Source organism: Peribacillus sp. NPDC058002 (genome assembly GCF_042886655.1).
Classification (GTDB): Bacteria; Bacillota; Bacilli; order Bacillales; family DSM-1321; genus Peribacillus; species Peribacillus aracenensis.
This window is the reverse complement of sequence record NZ_JBHVQU010000009.1, coordinates 46,245-60,666: the sequence shown is the minus strand read 5'-3', so window position 1 is coordinate 60,666 and position 14,422 is coordinate 46,245. Positions and strand designations below refer to the sequence as shown.

General features: G+C 39.8%; 18 protein-coding genes and 2 pseudogenes. 15 read left to right on the top strand and 5 right to left on the bottom strand.

Translation table 11 applies throughout. The features are described from left to right. Positions 1-416 precede the first annotated feature (416 nt). Positions 417-971, bottom strand: coding sequence for a hypothetical protein (locus ACFVSH_RS03790; protein WP_387704937.1), 555 nt, complete (start codon positions 969-971; stop codon positions 417-419). 67 nt (positions 972-1,038) lie between these two features. Between ACFVSH_RS03790 and ACFVSH_RS03785 the strand changes: the two genes are divergently transcribed. Then, on the top strand, positions 1,039-1,359 hold the full coding sequence (locus ACFVSH_RS03785; protein WP_283915628.1) for a hypothetical protein: 321 nt from the start codon (positions 1,039-1,041) through the stop codon (positions 1,357-1,359). Between the two features lie 427 nt (positions 1,360-1,786). Continuing rightward, the gene (locus tag ACFVSH_RS03780; protein ID WP_387600424.1) at positions 1,787-1,930 is read left to right on the top strand and encodes a hypothetical protein; all 144 of its coding nucleotides are present in this window, start codon (positions 1,787-1,789) and stop codon (positions 1,928-1,930) included. 81 nt (positions 1,931-2,011) lie between these two features. Here ACFVSH_RS03780 and ACFVSH_RS03775 read toward each other — a convergent pair whose 3' ends face one another. Next, positions 2,012-2,938, bottom strand: a complete 927-nt coding sequence (locus tag ACFVSH_RS03775) for an NAD(P)-dependent alcohol dehydrogenase (protein ID WP_387704935.1) — start codon at positions 2,936-2,938, stop codon at positions 2,012-2,014. 193 nt (positions 2,939-3,131) lie between these two features. Between ACFVSH_RS03775 and ACFVSH_RS03770 the strand changes: the two genes are divergently transcribed. After that, positions 3,132-3,701 (top strand): dihydrofolate reductase family protein, encoded by a 570-nt coding sequence (locus ACFVSH_RS03770; protein WP_387600430.1) that lies wholly within the window; start codon positions 3,132-3,134, stop codon positions 3,699-3,701. A 648-nt stretch (positions 3,702-4,349) separates the two neighbouring features. Here ACFVSH_RS03770 and ACFVSH_RS03765 read toward each other — a convergent pair. Further along, positions 4,350-5,240: a LysR family transcriptional regulator gene (locus ACFVSH_RS03765; protein WP_387600434.1), complete on the bottom strand. Its 891-nt coding sequence runs from the start codon at positions 5,238-5,240 to the stop codon at positions 4,350-4,352. 458 nt (positions 5,241-5,698) lie between these two features. On the opposite strand from ACFVSH_RS03765, the gene ACFVSH_RS03760 reads away from it, so the two are divergent. From ACFVSH_RS03760 to ACFVSH_RS03735, 6 genes are all read left to right on the top strand, one after another. Continuing rightward, positions 5,699-6,982: a GntP family permease gene (locus tag ACFVSH_RS03760; RefSeq protein ID WP_387704933.1), complete on the top strand. Its 1,284-nt coding sequence runs from the start codon at positions 5,699-5,701 to the stop codon at positions 6,980-6,982. A 49-nt stretch (positions 6,983-7,031) separates the two neighbouring features. Continuing rightward, complete coding sequence (locus tag ACFVSH_RS03755; protein WP_387600440.1) at positions 7,032-7,808, top strand: 3-hydroxybutyrate dehydrogenase; 777 nt, start codon at positions 7,032-7,034, stop codon at positions 7,806-7,808. A 134-nt stretch (positions 7,809-7,942) separates the two neighbouring features. Beyond that, complete coding sequence (locus ACFVSH_RS03750; protein WP_387704931.1) at positions 7,943-9,370, top strand: GntP family permease; 1,428 nt, start codon at positions 7,943-7,945, stop codon at positions 9,368-9,370. A gap of 327 nt (positions 9,371-9,697) precedes the next feature. Further along, positions 9,698-10,210 (top strand): DUF6773 family protein, encoded by a 513-nt coding sequence (locus tag ACFVSH_RS03745; RefSeq protein ID WP_387600446.1) that lies wholly within the window; start codon positions 9,698-9,700, stop codon positions 10,208-10,210. 10 nt (positions 10,211-10,220) lie between these two features. Beyond that, positions 10,221-10,418, top strand: a complete 198-nt coding sequence (locus tag ACFVSH_RS03740; RefSeq protein ID WP_063235187.1) for a helix-turn-helix transcriptional regulator — start codon at positions 10,221-10,223, stop codon at positions 10,416-10,418. A gap of 110 nt (positions 10,419-10,528) precedes the next feature. Next, the gene (locus ACFVSH_RS03735; protein WP_387600450.1) at positions 10,529-10,783 is read left to right on the top strand and encodes a sigma-G-dependent sporulation-specific acid-soluble spore protein CsgA; all 255 of its coding nucleotides are present in this window, start codon (positions 10,529-10,531) and stop codon (positions 10,781-10,783) included. Between the two features lie 46 nt (positions 10,784-10,829). Here ACFVSH_RS03735 and ACFVSH_RS03730 read toward each other — a convergent pair whose 3' ends face one another. Beyond that, a complete protein-coding gene (locus tag ACFVSH_RS03730; protein WP_387704929.1) occupies positions 10,830-11,477 on the bottom strand; it encodes a hypothetical protein in 648 nt (215 codons plus the stop codon). 206 nt (positions 11,478-11,683) lie between these two features. Next, on the bottom strand, positions 11,684-12,547 hold the full coding sequence (locus ACFVSH_RS03725; RefSeq protein ID WP_387704927.1) for a LysR family transcriptional regulator: 864 nt from the start codon (positions 12,545-12,547) through the stop codon (positions 11,684-11,686). 132 nt (positions 12,548-12,679) lie between these two features. On the opposite strand from ACFVSH_RS03725, the gene ACFVSH_RS03720 reads away from it, so the two are divergent. From ACFVSH_RS03720 to ACFVSH_RS03695, 6 genes and pseudogenes are all read left to right on the top strand, one after another. Further along, on the top strand, positions 12,680-12,934 hold the full coding sequence (locus tag ACFVSH_RS03720; RefSeq protein WP_387704925.1) for a DUF2798 domain-containing protein: 255 nt from the start codon (positions 12,680-12,682) through the stop codon (positions 12,932-12,934). A gap of 179 nt (positions 12,935-13,113) precedes the next feature. Further along, positions 13,114-13,332, top strand: coding sequence for a DUF1659 domain-containing protein (locus ACFVSH_RS03715; protein ID WP_387600459.1), 219 nt, complete (start codon positions 13,114-13,116; stop codon positions 13,330-13,332). 37 nt (positions 13,333-13,369) lie between these two features. Beyond that, positions 13,370-13,588, top strand: a complete 219-nt coding sequence (locus ACFVSH_RS03710; RefSeq protein ID WP_053536155.1) for a DUF2922 domain-containing protein — start codon at positions 13,370-13,372, stop codon at positions 13,586-13,588. 44 nt (positions 13,589-13,632) lie between these two features. Beyond that, positions 13,633-13,788 carry a YvrJ family protein gene (locus tag ACFVSH_RS03705; RefSeq protein WP_387600463.1) on the top strand — a complete coding sequence of 52 codons (156 nt, stop codon included), beginning with the start codon at positions 13,633-13,635 and terminating at the stop codon, positions 13,786-13,788. Positions 13,789-13,944: 156 nt separating this feature from the next. Then, positions 13,945-14,142 (top strand): annotated as a pseudogene (locus tag ACFVSH_RS03700) (KGG domain-containing protein); the annotation flags it as partial. 183 nt (positions 14,143-14,325) lie between these two features. Continuing rightward, positions 14,326-14,422 (top strand): annotated as a pseudogene (locus ACFVSH_RS03695) (stress-induced protein, KGG, repeat-containing protein); the annotation flags it as partial.

Genomic DNA, 14,422 nt, shown 5'->3' with positions numbered 1-14,422 from the left:
TTGCGTCGAGGGGGCTTGGCAGACAGTCGGCGGAAAGGGAGCGGATTTCTGAAATCAAACTGGAATTTTTTGTTAATAAAAAGACTATAGGCAAACTGACTTTTTCTCGAATTTGACTAAAGTCTGGAGAGGGGCGGAATGGCCTCATCTCGAACCATATAGGGATAGATGGCCAATAAGATTCTAATTCTTTATTAAAATAGTTAACCTTTTAAAGGTACTTTCCCTATGAAGGTATTCATTTGAAGATCATAATGGTTTTCTATATATAGATATTTATTTATCTGAGTATTCTGACATTAATATTTTTAAAGAAGCTTTATCTCACCCATCTCTTTTTCTGTTACTATCTACTGTTGTTTCTTTAGAAATATATAGCATTATATTGTATTTTATTAATTGTCCAAACTATAATATTAATTAGGTCTAAATGAAGTAGTCACTCCTGGTAAAACGCTAAAGCGAGATTGATTTAATGCATATGCTGTACCTGTAAGAGTTGCATATCCACCGTTATTTTTATTCATTGTTACACCACCGCTAATAGTTGAACCTAAAGCTCCCATGCCGCCTACAGGTGCATCTCTTTTAAAACCGGAATGATATCTTAATTTTACAATACCTTTAAAATTATACGGCCATGCTGTAGCTGGCTTAACAGACCAATATACACTTCTGCCTGTATCACTTGCTACAATACTAGCACGTCCTCCAGGACCAGTAACTGATGAATACAACATGGGATTATTCTCATTTACAACAACACTATTAGGATGAGTAAAAATAACATCAGATATTTCTGTATCATTTCCAAAACTTCTAACTGTAATTTCATCGTCCATATAGATAATTTCACCTTTTTGTTGAGCTAATTCTTCTAATTCTTGATCATCTTTTTCACTGGAAAATGTCGGGGTAGCTAATACTAAAGAAAACAGCATGAAAACTATGGGTAAAACGATCTTTTTCACAAAGTTTACCTCTTCTTCTATAATGTGTATTTTAGTTATATAATAAATAAAATATGAGGTGGTTAATTTGAAACAAAATCATGATTATTATCAAAATCTATTAAAAAGACTTTGTAAAGCTGATAATATTTCTCCTCGAAAACCTAGGTTTGAAAATATTGAAGATCTAGTAATTATTCATGTTAAAAATCATTTGAAAGAAGGGGTGGATTTAGAATGTTTTAAAATTTTAAATCTTATTTATCAAACAGTCGTACCTTTAGGTATAAAATTCAATCAACAGTTATATTTATATCCAAATGGAGATAGATTAGATAGAGTAGCGATAACCTTTAACAAAAATGATTATATACTTTTAAATGAAAAACTAGAAAAAGGAGAGATATAAATAATCAATACATATTGGAGATTGCCGCCCTATAAGTGGGCTATTTTTTTTGGTCTTCCTCATTGTTTTAGATACGCCGGTTGGTAAAATGCAAGCACCGCCAAAATTCAAAATACTACCAGACCCCTGCATGTAGAAAAACTTTTTTATTCAACATTCTCCCCCCTTGGTAATGTATTTTTACTGGAAAGACAGGATGTGTTTACCATGTTACATTAAAACAATTAAAAATAAAAGAGTTTTATAGTTAAAAATACCCAGATAGTGTTAATTAATATTTGTGTTTAAAACTCCAACCTCATACTCCTACGGAAAAATCCATAGGAGTATGAGGTTGGGTTTTTCAATTATCTGCAATTCTGTTCCGTATTCAAAAAATTTGTTTCGTACTCTCTCGCGATCGTGAATGGAGAGAAGGGATAATTAAATGGTCATTAGAATTGTTGTCTCTTCTCAACCAATGCAACCCATTAGAAACATAGGACATCCGAATATGAGCGGGACAGCGGTGCCTGGAGTGGAGCACATCGATCAAATTACAAGTTCTCCCTATTTTCGAGATAATGGCTAACTGAGCATTCTCCAAAAGGAGAAAAAGTTCCAGAAGCATAGGTGGAAAAAGTTCGCAAAAAGCGAGGTGTGCAAAGCACTGTCAGGGTCTATCATGATTAACCAAGGTTATGACTACATTTCCCTTTTTATGTCCTTGTTCTACATATCTATGAGCCTCGGGAAGCTGTTCCAGCGGGTAGCGTTTATCTATGACCGATTTTATTTTTCCAGCTTCGATTAGCTCCTTGAGAAGTAATAAATCTTCCGTAAGTACCTTTGCTATTCCTTGCCCTTCGACGGACACATATCGCCCGTTCGGGGTCAGTGCTTTCTTGCAAGCGGCTTTCGAGCTTTTCCCGACTGCATCAAAGATGATGTCATATCGCTCTTGTCTTTCCGTGAAATCCTCTTCCGTATAATCAATTACCTCATCTGCTCCCAATGATTTCACCAATTCAAAATTAGCGGCACTGCATACTCCGGTAACTTCTGTTCCAAAGTATTTGGCTAGCTGCACGGCTGAAGTCCCTACCGACCCGGATGCACCGTAGATGAGGACTTTTTGTCCGTCCTGTATATCGGCTTTTCTGAAAAAATGAAGGGCTGTCGTTCCCCCAAAAGAAACGGCGGCCGCTTCCTCATAGGTAACGTTGGCAGGCTTCATTGCGATTGGCCCGTCTTCTGGTAAACATGTGTATTCGGCATGAGCCCCGAAATTCATTCCAGTCATGGCAAAAATCCGGTCGCCTTTTTTGAATTTTTTCACATTCCTGCCTGTTTCCTCTATTTCCCCGGCCAACTCCACTCCGAGTACCGGTTTTCGCGGTTTTCTAAGACCAAGGAAGATCCGCATCGGCAGCCATAATAAGAAGGGGCTATTGAAACTACGGACTCTTATGTCCCCTGAAGCCACTGTTGCCGCATGAACCTTTACCAGAACTTCGTTGTCCTTGGGCGTTGGTTTTGCCAGCTCTTGGAGTTCCAGTACATCGGGTGAACCGTATTTTGTGCATACCATTGCTTTCATCGCGAGTCTCCTTTTTTTTTGATACAATCTTTTAATACTATGATGGAAGTTGTAAGATAAAACTACATGTAAGCAAAACGGAAGAATGAATGCTTAAAAGCATTAGGTGTTGTCAGCAATCGATCAGGGGCAAATGTCTTGCTGAGCGGTCGAAACCATATGGGACATTCTATAAGACGAAGGAGCTAAAAGTATGGCCATTAACGAAAGACCGAGAAGAATAGTTTTAGATTTAGCAGTTACTTTAGATGGCTTTATTGAAGGGCCAAAAGGAGAAGTGGACTGGTGCATTATGGACCCTGAAATGGGGTTCACGGATTTCTTAAATCAAATTGATGCTATTTTTTATGGAAGAAAAAGCTATGAATTATGGGGACAATATACTCCAGGAAATGAGGTATCTGATACTGAAAAAGAAATGTGGAATTTAGTTCATGGCAAAGAAAAATTCATGTTTTCCCAAACAAAAAAAAGCACTGATGATAAAGTGACGATCATAAATGATCATATTGTTGAAGAAGTAAATAAATTAAAGAAAAAGCCCGGTAAAGACATCTGGCTTTATGGCGGGGCAAGTCTTATTACATCTTTTATAGGATTTGGGCTGGTTGATGAATTTAGGTTATCTGTTCACCCTGTTGTTTTAGGGGAAGGAAAACCTTTGTTTATTGACATGAAGGAGAGATTGAATCTTAAACTGGTTGATACAAAAAGATTTTCCTCTGGCGTTGTTCAACTTTGCTATCACCTTAATGAAGAGTAATTGATAAGCATGATGATATAAATTTCTTCTTCACTGAAGAGATGATGCTTTTATTAAATGCTTCACCTTGGTAAAAGCCATACCCTATAAACAAAAATGGAGCCCTCAATTAGTTGAAGGCTCCGTTTTTTATTCCTTTATATTAAGCATTACAATGTAAAAGTTTGATTAGACTAACCTTTTTGTCTCTATCTAACTTTATAATTTGCTTTTAATATTCTACTTTTCGATGTTAGCCGTCCATTGACCGTCTGCAGTGATAACTAATAAGTAGTAACCATCTGTCGTTAATGGATGTCTCATAACCTACCACTCCTAAGAAATTTAACACTACAGCACCCACACTTCATCAAATTTTGTAGTAATGAATAAAACTACTAATAGTAATGATAGCATAAAGTGAAGGAAAAATAGGTATTTTAACCCGTGTTACAATAGGTATTTATATCCAAAAAGAGGTGATTTTTAACAATGTTGGAAGGGAAAGCTTGGCGATTGAATGAAAAGTACTGATAAGAGATAGGTTTGCAGAACCATATTTAATCCAGTTTATGAAAGTTATCAATCATTTGGTGAAATCAAAACAAAAAAACGCCGTTCTTCCCCCATTACCCCAGGAAGTAGCAGCGTTTTATTTTGACTTTAATGTCAAATTTCCAAACTAACTCCCTCGTTCAGCATCTTCAATAATTCTTTCAGGGCGAAGGAATGGTAGGCGTCTTTTTTGGTGATGATCCCGAGTTTCCAGTGGAGGTTCGAGTTTTTTAACGGGATGATTTTAACATCTTCGTTGGTTTGCTTATGATAAATCGATCTGGGCAGGAGGGTGATGCCCAGTTTGGATGAGACGAGTTCGATGATCAGGTCCCATTGTGAGCTTTGGTATGAGATGTCAGGGGTGAATCCGTCCCTTTCACATGCCTGGATAATGTAATCATGTAAGGTGAAGTCTTCTGAAAAAAGGATGAATTTCTCGTCTTTCAATTCAGTTAAGGAAACGGCTGAATGGCGGGCAAGTCTGTGCTCTTCATGAAGAAATAGAACGAATTCGTCTTCAATGAACCGGTAAATATTGAATTTTTCTTCACTGGCTGGCAATACGACGATGCCGAGATCGATTTCGCCTTCTTCGACAAGCTTGCCGATCAGCTTGGCGCCTTCTTCGACCAATTCGAGGGAAACTTTCGGATAACGTTCTTGAAAGCTGCGGGCAATTTCCGGGAAAAACAGGGTGCCGATCAGCGGCGGGATGCCGATTTTCACAACGCCTGATGTCATGTCCCTGAGGTCATCCAGGAGTACGTTCAATTCGGATAATGCCGCGAAGGCTTTTTGGCCTTGCTTGTACACGATTTGTCCGGCATCCGTCAGGCGCAGGTGTCTTGTTGAGCGGTCGAAGAGTTCCACACGCAGCTCTTCTTCGAGTTTTTTGACGGCTTTGCTTAAGGAAGGCTGTGTTAAATAAGAATTGGCGGCGGCATTCGTAAAACTTTTATGAAGGGCCACTTCCATGAATGATTTTAAATCTCGTAATTCCATATCTGTCTCCTATTTATTCGTAATTAGCATAAAGTGTATTCCTATTATTCATTTTACTTATAAATTAGCGGGATGTAAACTAGATGAGGATTAAAAGCAAGTATAAATAACCCTATATCAATAAAGTATTCTTTACCGTGGAAGTATAAGGAGAAAGTGCTTGATTTATGAGCTGTATCTAGGAATTTTATGTTTATGGATATATTTCCAATGAGCCAAGCAACTTATTCACCTTTCTCGGAAAACGGACAAGGTTTTATTAAGAAGATATTTTAAGATAACAAAAAACGGGTATGTATTGTTGTGTCCGCTTTATTGTTCTTAATAATGGCGTATTTAGGGTTGATGCTGTAAGGCACGGATTATGATGTCTGCAGCATAGGGGATTTACTCAATCAAGGGGGAACCATGATGGAAAGCAAAACGATTTACATCACCTTGGAAAGAGGTGATTTCGAGTGTTAAGTATAATTGTAGGCTTAGTGTTGCTGATGGCTTTAGCTTATTTGGGATGGTCCATCATTTGGGTGGCCCCGCTGGTGGCTGGAGTTGTAGCATTGATGAGCGGATTGGATGTATTTGATACGTATACCGGAACGTATATGACCGGCTTGGTCGGGTTCGTTCAGAAGTGGTTCCCAATCTTCTTGCTCGGAGCGATTTTCGGAAAGTTGATGGAAGAAACAGGTGCAGCGAAATCCGTTGCGAAGAAGGTAACGCAGATCATTGGTAAAAAGAGGGCGATTCTTGGAGTACTGATCGCTTCCGCTTTATTGACTTATGGCGGAGTTAGTTTATTTGTGGTCGTATTTGCCGTTTATCCGATCGCGCTTGCGTTATTTAAAGAAGCAAACGTTACGAGAAGGCTGCTTGTTCCCACTTTTGCGCTTGGGGCATTCACCTTCACGATGACGGCTATACCGGGTACACCGCAAATCCAAAACCTGATACCGATGGAGTATTTCCATACGACGCCAACTTCAGGGATGATCATTGGGATCGTCACTTCATTGATCATGGCAGTTGGCGGGTATTTCTGGTTATCCTATAGAGAAAGATCTCTTTCTGCTAAAGGAGAAGGATTCATCGAATCGGATGAATCGGTTACCGGTTCCGAGCAAGATGAAAAAGTACCGAATTGGTTATTGTCTTTAGTTCCGCTGCTAATTGTTGTCCTATTGCTCAACGTGGTGAAATTAGAACCCATTTATGCATTATTATTAGGGGTTCTGAGCATTATGGTCATCAATATCAAGGATTACAAAAAGTTCATTTTCTCAGTTAATGAGGGAGCGAAAGGATCAGTGATGGCCATCCTGAATACGAGTGCCGCTGTTGGATTCGGGGCTGTCATTGCAATTATACCTGCATTTGACAACATCACTTCATGGCTGCTGAATATTTCGAGCAATCCGCTCGTTGCTGAATCCCTTGCCGTACAAATCATGGCGATCATCACCGGTTCCGCTTCAGGCGGTATGGGTATTGCACTTAATGCCCTTGGCGATACTTTTTACAGCTTGTCCCAATCGACGGGAATCAGCCCGGATGTATTCCACAGAATGGCGGCAGTCGCTTCAGGTGCATCCATTTTCCCTAATAATGGTGCTCTATTAACACTATTGGCGGTTACAGGATTAACTCATAAAGAAACATATAAAGATGTTTTCGTGGTTGCGTTCATCATCCCGACCATTGCCATGATCGTCGGCATCATAATGGGTGCCATCGGTATCGTTTAATGAATATCGATGATGCCAAAAAATTAGTTTACTCTAGGAGGAATTCATAATGGTTGAAAATAAAGTCGTTATTATTACAGGTTCTGCACGCGGTATTGGATTTGAAATCGGTAAGCACTTCGCTGAAAGTGGAGCCAAAGTGGTTCTTTCCGACATTAATGAAGAATCGGTGAAAGAAGCTGCAGAATCATTGAAAAAACTTGGTTTCGATTCAATTGGAATCAAAGCAGATGTAACAAAAGAAGAAGATATCGTAAATATGGTGAAGGAAGCTAAAGAAACGTATGGTTCGATTGACATCGTGATTAACAATGCCGGTTTGCAGCATGTATCACCAATCGAAGATTTCCCGACTGAAAAATACGAATTGATGATCAAAATCATGTTGACAGCGCCGTTCATTCTAACGAAAGCCGTGTTCCCGATCATGAAGGAACAAGGTTTCGGCCGCATCATCAACGTCTCTTCCATTAACGGTGTTATCGGGTTCGCAGGTAAAGCGGCCTATAACAGCGCAAAACACGGAGTGATAGGTTTAACGAAAGTTGCTGCTTTGGAAGGTGCAGAACACGGTATTACGGTTAATGCTTTATGCCCTGGATATGTGGATACTCCACTTGTTCGCGGACAAATGGCAGACTTGGCGAAAACACGCAATGTACCGCTTGAAGATGTATTGGCAGAAGTCCTTCTTCCATTAGTGCCTCAAAAACGTTTATTGGATGTTAGTGAAATTGCTGATTATGCATTGTTCTTAGCAAGCGATAAAGCGAAAAGCGTAACAGGTCAAGCTGTTGTCATTGACGGCGGCTACACAGCACAATAATAACTATTTATAACAAAATAAAGGTGAACCTTTCTGACAAATTTTAATCTGGCAGAGAGGTTCACTTTTGGCGTATTTTTAACTAGTTTGGGGAAATTATTCAAACTTGGAATATATGTTTAAGGGGGACTTTCATGGACTTAATGATCATATTGCTGGCATTGGCACTATTGATGTTTGCAGCCTACCGTGGCTATTCCGTCATTTTATTTGCACCAATCTTTGCACTTTTACCGGTCTTCTTCATTGACCCGGGTAATGTTTTGCCGTTCTATTCCGGCGTCTTCATGGAAAAGATGGTCATTTTCATAAAAAACTATTTTCCCGTCTTTTTATTAGGGGCCATATTCGGGAAGATCATCGAAATGTCGGGAATCGCCGAATCGATTGCGAAGACGATCGTCCGCTTGATCGGTGCCAAACAGGCGATGCTGACGATCGTCCTTTTGGGTGCAATTTTAACCTATAGCGGCGTGAGTTTATTTGTGGCGGTTTTCGCCATTTATCCTTTTGCCGTTCAATTGTTCAAGCAAGCCGACATACCTAAAAGGCTTATGCCGGCTACCATCGCACTTGGGGCATTCACGTTCACGATGGATGCATTGCCGGGAACTCCGCAAATTCAAAATGTCATTCCAACGTCCTTCTTTGGGACAAACATATATGCGGCTCCGATCCTTGGAATCATAGGGGCCATCTTTGTCTTATCGGTTGGATTGGCCTACTTGGAAAGCAGAAAGAGGCGAGCCAAAAAGGCGGGTGAAGGCTATTATGGACTTTCAGGGGAAAATGCCGCTGTTCCTGAACAGGAAAAAGGGGAGCCAGTCCCTGATTTACATTCAAACCAATCTGTATTACGGCAAATTTTAGCATTCGTTCCGCTTGGATTGGTTGCCGTCATGAATAATTATCTGTCTAAAGCCATACCGAAATGGTATCCGGATGGATTTGATTTTTCTGCAATGGGGTTAGAGAATTATTCCGTTGATGTTGCGGCAAATGCTGCAATCTGGTCGGTGGAGATTGCACTGATCGTCGGAATCATCACAGCCCTTGCCTATGATTGGAAACGAGTGACGAAAAACATGAAAGAAGGGCTGAACAACAGTATTGGCGGCTCATTGCTTGCCGTCATGAACACTGGTTCGGAATATGGATTCGGCGGAGTCATCGCTGCCCTTCCAGGATTCGCGAAAATCAGTGATGGAATATCCGGTGTGTTCTCGAATCCGCTTGTCAACGGTGCTGTCACAACCAGCGCACTGGCAGGCATAACAGGATCGGCCTCCGGGGGGATGGGGATTGCATTAAGCGCAATGGCCGATAAATACAATCAAGCAATCGCTGCGGCCAATATCTCACCCGAAGTGATGCACCGAGTAGTCGCCATGGCATCAGGCGGCATGGACACACTTCCGCATAACGGGGCCGTCATAACCCTGCTTGCCGTCACAGGATTGACGCATAGACAATCGTATGGCAGCATCTTCATGATCACCGTCATTAAATCATTGGCTGTCTTTGTCGTCATTGCCCTCTATACTTGGTTTGGTATTATTTAAAATGATGAATTCACGATATCGATGAAAACACAGGTTTATCTCCGAAAATGGAGATATATCGACGAAAACTACAAGTTTATCTCCGAATATAGAGATAAATCGACGAAAACTACAGGTTTATACCCGAAAATGGCTATATACGAGTAAATCCCCAAAACCTAAGGTAATACCATAAATAAGGCTAGTGAGGTATCCACACTTGATGTGTGGGTACCTTTTTTTATACATTTTGCAATTTATAAATTATAAAATGTAATATATATATTGCAAAAAGTAAAATAAATCATATAATAAGGGTAAGCGGTGGAATTAAATGGAGGTCGATTGATGATGGGTTTATTTAAACGAACGAAAAAAATCACGGATGAGCGGGTTGAGCATGTAAGAAATAAAATTTATAAAGAAATGTACCACGTCATCTTGGCCATTTGCCTGGTGAGTGCACTTTTCAAACTATATAAATATGGTGCAGGCAGCGGGGAGTTATATCTGGAATTCGTGATCCTTGTTGCAGGAGGGCTGTATTACTTAGCTCGTTCCATTTTCTTAGGTGTATTCTGGGATGAAGTGGAGATGCATGACCGCACAAGCAAAACTACGATGAGCAGGAAGACGATTCTTGGGTCGGTTATTTTTGCACTCATCATCGCTATATTCATGGGGGTGAATAGTGCTGTATCCTATGCGGATGGCAGTTCACAGGGCGTATGGTATTTTGTATTGGTATCGTTTGTATCCGTTATGATCTATTTGCCGATTTTACTTTTGTTTTTTGGCGGTATATACTTGCTGGCGAAGAAGATCGGAATGAAAAATAGCGAAGATAATAAGAAATTGTAGGTGCCTTTCCTTGAAAAATATAAAACTGAAGCTTGCGAGAGTAGAAAAGGACTTGTCACAAGATGAACTGGCCAAAATTGTCGGCGTTTCCAGGCAAACGATAGGATTGATTGAATCAGGAAAGTATAATCCCTCCTTAAGTTTGTGTGTCGGTATTTGTAAAGCATTATCGCGTACATTGGATGATTTGTTTTGGGAGGAAGACTGATTAGGGATATCCATTGATTTGGATATCTTTTTTTTAGGAATTTATCATCAAAAAATGGGGGAAGGTATAGCATGTAAGAAAAAAATCTAACATTCGAGAGGGATGGTTTGATGGATCGTACGATTGGTTACTTACGTGAGATATTATCTAACTATACGGACCAATATCCTGAAGCACAGGAAATTTATAATAAAATCAAAAGCGGGCATTTTCATTCTGAAGAAGAACTCGTCAATAAGCTATCCGGAAGGGAAGCCAGCCTCCTTAACCATATTCTTCCTAAGGAAATCAAGCATGCGAAGGAAGCGAGTGATACGGAACGGGTCACGCAATTATCAGAGGTATATGAACTGATTCTTATATGATAAAACCTTGTCCATGAAGTTCATGGACAAGGTTTTGTTGGTTTTTTTATTCCATTTCACTAAGTGAATCCATATGACTGGCGATCATGGCGATGATCGTGCTTGCTTCTTCCTTACTGAAAATGAAATTCGTTTCATCCTTTATCAGGTCATCATCCACTGTCCGAATCCGGTTGATCCGTTTCAGCACACCATCACCTGTTTCCTGAACGATACCGAATTGGTAGGTGACCTCCACTTCATTATCCTGGATATAGGCGGTCACTTCAGGCGTTTCCCATTCTACATCGATTTCGTATATATCGGAACCCTCGCCGTCCGGATCATACAAATCATCATTTTCATCATCCATATCATATTCGTAAGCATAATCAACATCATCCTCTTCCAAATAGTTATGGAAGCTCTCGTGGACAGCATCGACGATATCTTCAATGTCTGAAAGGATGACCTTGCTGATCTGCCCTAAATCCGGCTCAAATGATTCCATATAAAATTCTTCATTATACGGATCAAAAAACAGCGTGGAAAAATAATCCCTTTCATTGTCATCCAGCTCTGTATAAAACTCGATCCGTGGATGCTTCGACCCGCGCTCCACGATCATACTGCCATTACGATCGTATTTCTCACAAATTGATTGAAGATGATCCTGCAATTCCCCGCTAACTCTGTCAAACCATTCTAATGACATTCCACATCCACATCCTTTCGTGATTATTATTTCCCAGAAAACACGAACATGACGTGCCATTTAAAGCCAAATGCCATTTATCTTCCCACCAAAAAATCAGTTATAAAAAAATAATTCAAAGGGAAAATAAGCTGAATAGCAAAAACGGTATTTCCAACGGGACGGGCTTTAGGCTCAGTAATTGCTGCAACAACGAATTGGCATTTTTAATCTTCCCTATACCTTTCAATAATGAAGTCAATAAAATATCTGCTTGCTATTGGCAATATCCTTTTATCCTTGTATGCCAAAGTAATTGTCCGAATAATGGAGGGAGAGATAGTTTTCGTTACAATATTATAGGGACATTTATTTAAGAGAAGTTTCGGTAAAATCGAAATGCCAAGCTCTTGCTCAATCATCGACATAATCGCATAGGGATCAAATACTCGGTATTGTGTATCAGGTTCAAAATTGTACTGTTCAAAACCTATTAATGGTTCATTTATAACTCCCTCATCCAACAGAATATAAGGATCTTTTAGCAATTCTTTCAATGATACTTTTGTGGAGGATGCTAAAGGATGATTCATTGGCATTACAGCCAGCATTTCATCTTTCTGCAGGGGTATCGTAGTTAGGTCAGAAACATTTGAATTCACAAAGCCAAAGTCTACGCTTCCTTCTTTAATCCAATTTGTGATTTCCGTATAATTTCCTTGATGTAATTCGAAATGGACAGTTGGGTAAAGTTCCTTAAAATCTTTGATCATTCCCGGTATCCAATGACATGTAACACTGGAAAAGGTGCCAATTCGAATAAGGCCGCTTTGCAGTCCCTCCATTTCTTTGTGCTTTTCAGTCAGTTCCCTATGTGAATTACAAATCTTCCTGATAAATGGCAAAAATTCCTCGCCATCTGGTGTCAGTGTAATGCCCTTTCGAGAACGTAAAATAAGAGTGGTGGAAAGTTCCTCCTCTAATGAATGCACCATTTGGCTAATGGCTGACTGAGTATAGCCAAGTTCTTCGGCAGCTTTTGTGAAACTGCCTGTTTCTATGGTTTTGATAAAAGCATAATACGAATTCAACCCCACTAACCCCCCCTATGCATTAGTGATTCTAATAGAACTATTATAAAAATTGGTTTTACTAATGTAAATGGAAGAAATAAAATTATAGTTGTGAAGAATTATTTGGTCAGGAGTTGAAGTAGAAGAATAATGAGTATTAACGTTAAATACCGAAATATTATTTATGCATTTTTTATAGCTTTTAGTATGTCCTTTTTTATTTCATTTATATTAGTCTCAATAAATAGTGGTTATGATCATATATTCTTATCTACATGGTTAAAAACTTGGTCACAGGCTTTCATCTGTGCATTCTTTGGAGCTTACTTTTTTCCGAGAGTAATACAACAAATGATGAGAAGAATTAATTTTGTAGAAAAGCCGCCAATAATCGAGAAAGATTAGTAAGAGAAGAAGACAATGGATAATGTTTTAATGGATTTCCTGAAAAGTAGTAAAAATATGGATTTTGCAGAGCTGCCCGAACGATGGGGAGCTTTTTATTCATTTCCCTGAAAAATTTCAGGGACATGCTACTTTCATCCCATAAAAGTTTATATAGAGTGTGAAAGGGGGTGAGTGTTATGGCAAGTCAGATTCCAGTTTCAAGTACGTTGCGGATCGATTTTGAGACGGGGTTAAATGAAAAAGGGGCTCTCGTTTTCAAGCGGAGGGCATTTTCGAACATCAAGTTCGAGGCGACGGCGGATCAGTTGTTTTCGGCAGCTGTTTCAATTGCAAGTGTGCAGAATCATCCAATGGGTGAAGTGACCCGGATGGATACGTATTCATTGATAGGCTAAACGGTTTTGATGTCGTACGAGGGGGAGGTGATTTGAAATGGCTAAAGTACTGGAATTGATTTTCGTTACGGAGGAAGGAAAGTCAGCGACGATTTCCGTTGATAATCCGAAGGAGCCGGTAGAGGTAAATACGGTTAAACTGGCAATGGAAAAAATCATTGCGGGGAACGTGTTCGTTACATCTTCCGGGGATTTCGTCGATTTGAAGGCGGCGCGCCTTGTCGAGCGGAATGTCGAGGAAGTGGAACTTATCTGATGCAAGGGACTTGTTGGACACCCTGGAAGTGAGGTGAATGAAAAGTGGATCAAATCCTGCCATTTGTCAGTGATATTGGGTTCCCGATCATTGTTACCCTTTATTTGCTTCATAGGTTTGAAACGAAATTGGATACTTTGAATGAAACCCTTGTAGAGCTGCCAGATCGCCTGCGAGAAGGGATTCCCAAGTCAGGTTAAGGATAAGAGGGAAGCATCATGGGTGATATCATTCATGATGCTTTTCCTTTTAAATGGTAAAGTTTTAATAGATTCTAGTTTCATATCAAAACTATCGGGTATACATAAAACTGTAGCTAGTTCATCAAAAATCCCAAACAATAAGGAGGAGTTTTAATGACTAACAACAATGAAAAAATGAGCAGGGAAGAAGCTGGCCGCAAAGGCGGGGAAGCAACAGCAAAAAAACATGATAAGGAATTTTTCCAAGAGATTGGTCAAAAAGGCGGAGAGGCCACTTCCGAAAATCATGATAAGGAATTCTATCAGGAAATTGGCAAAAAGGGCGGAGAGGCTCGAGCAGATCAACGTGATGGGTCCGATGACTGAAAAATGAGCAAGGAAGAAACAGGACGCATTGGCGGAGAAAGAAGTCGCGGCTAAATAAAGGAAGCGACCTGAAGCATTTAGCTGATTCTAGTTTTATAGCTGTTCAAGCGGGTACATGATATATGTGGCTAGTTCAATGAAAATCCGAATAATAAGGAGGAATTTTTAATGACTAACAACAATGATAAAATGAGTCGTGAAGAAGCAGGCCGTAAGGGTGGAGAAACAACAGCGAAAAAACATGATAAGGAATTCTATCAAGAGA

Excerpts from the sequence above, each read along its gene's own strand:
- ACFVSH_RS03780 (WP_387600424.1), top strand. The coding sequence starts at position 1,787 with ATGGTCATTAGAATTGTTGTCTCTTCTCAACCAATGCAACCCATTAGA.
- ACFVSH_RS03775 (WP_387704935.1), bottom strand. The coding sequence starts at position 2,938 with ATGAAAGCAATGGTATGCACAAAATACGGTTCACCCGATGTACTGGAA.
- ACFVSH_RS03770 (WP_387600430.1), top strand. The coding sequence starts at position 3,132 with ATGGCCATTAACGAAAGACCGAGAAGAATAGTTTTAGATTTAGCAGTT.
- ACFVSH_RS03765 (WP_387600434.1), bottom strand. The coding sequence starts at position 5,240 with ATGGAATTACGAGATTTAAAATCATTCATGGAAGTGGCCCTTCATAAA.
- ACFVSH_RS03755 (WP_387600440.1), top strand. The coding sequence starts at position 7,032 with ATGGTTGAAAATAAAGTCGTTATTATTACAGGTTCTGCACGCGGTATT.
- ACFVSH_RS03750 (WP_387704931.1), top strand. The coding sequence starts at position 7,943 with ATGGACTTAATGATCATATTGCTGGCATTGGCACTATTGATGTTTGCA.
- ACFVSH_RS03745 (WP_387600446.1), top strand. The coding sequence starts at position 9,698 with ATGATGGGTTTATTTAAACGAACGAAAAAAATCACGGATGAGCGGGTT.
- ACFVSH_RS03735 (WP_387600450.1), top strand. The coding sequence starts at position 10,529 with ATGGATCGTACGATTGGTTACTTACGTGAGATATTATCTAACTATACG.
- ACFVSH_RS03730 (WP_387704929.1), bottom strand. The coding sequence starts at position 11,477 with ATGTCATTAGAATGGTTTGACAGAGTTAGCGGGGAATTGCAGGATCAT.
- ACFVSH_RS03720 (WP_387704925.1), top strand. The coding sequence starts at position 12,680 with ATGAGTATTAACGTTAAATACCGAAATATTATTTATGCATTTTTTATA.
- ACFVSH_RS03715 (WP_387600459.1), top strand. The coding sequence starts at position 13,114 with ATGGCAAGTCAGATTCCAGTTTCAAGTACGTTGCGGATCGATTTTGAG.
- ACFVSH_RS03710 (WP_053536155.1), top strand. The coding sequence starts at position 13,370 with ATGGCTAAAGTACTGGAATTGATTTTCGTTACGGAGGAAGGAAAGTCA.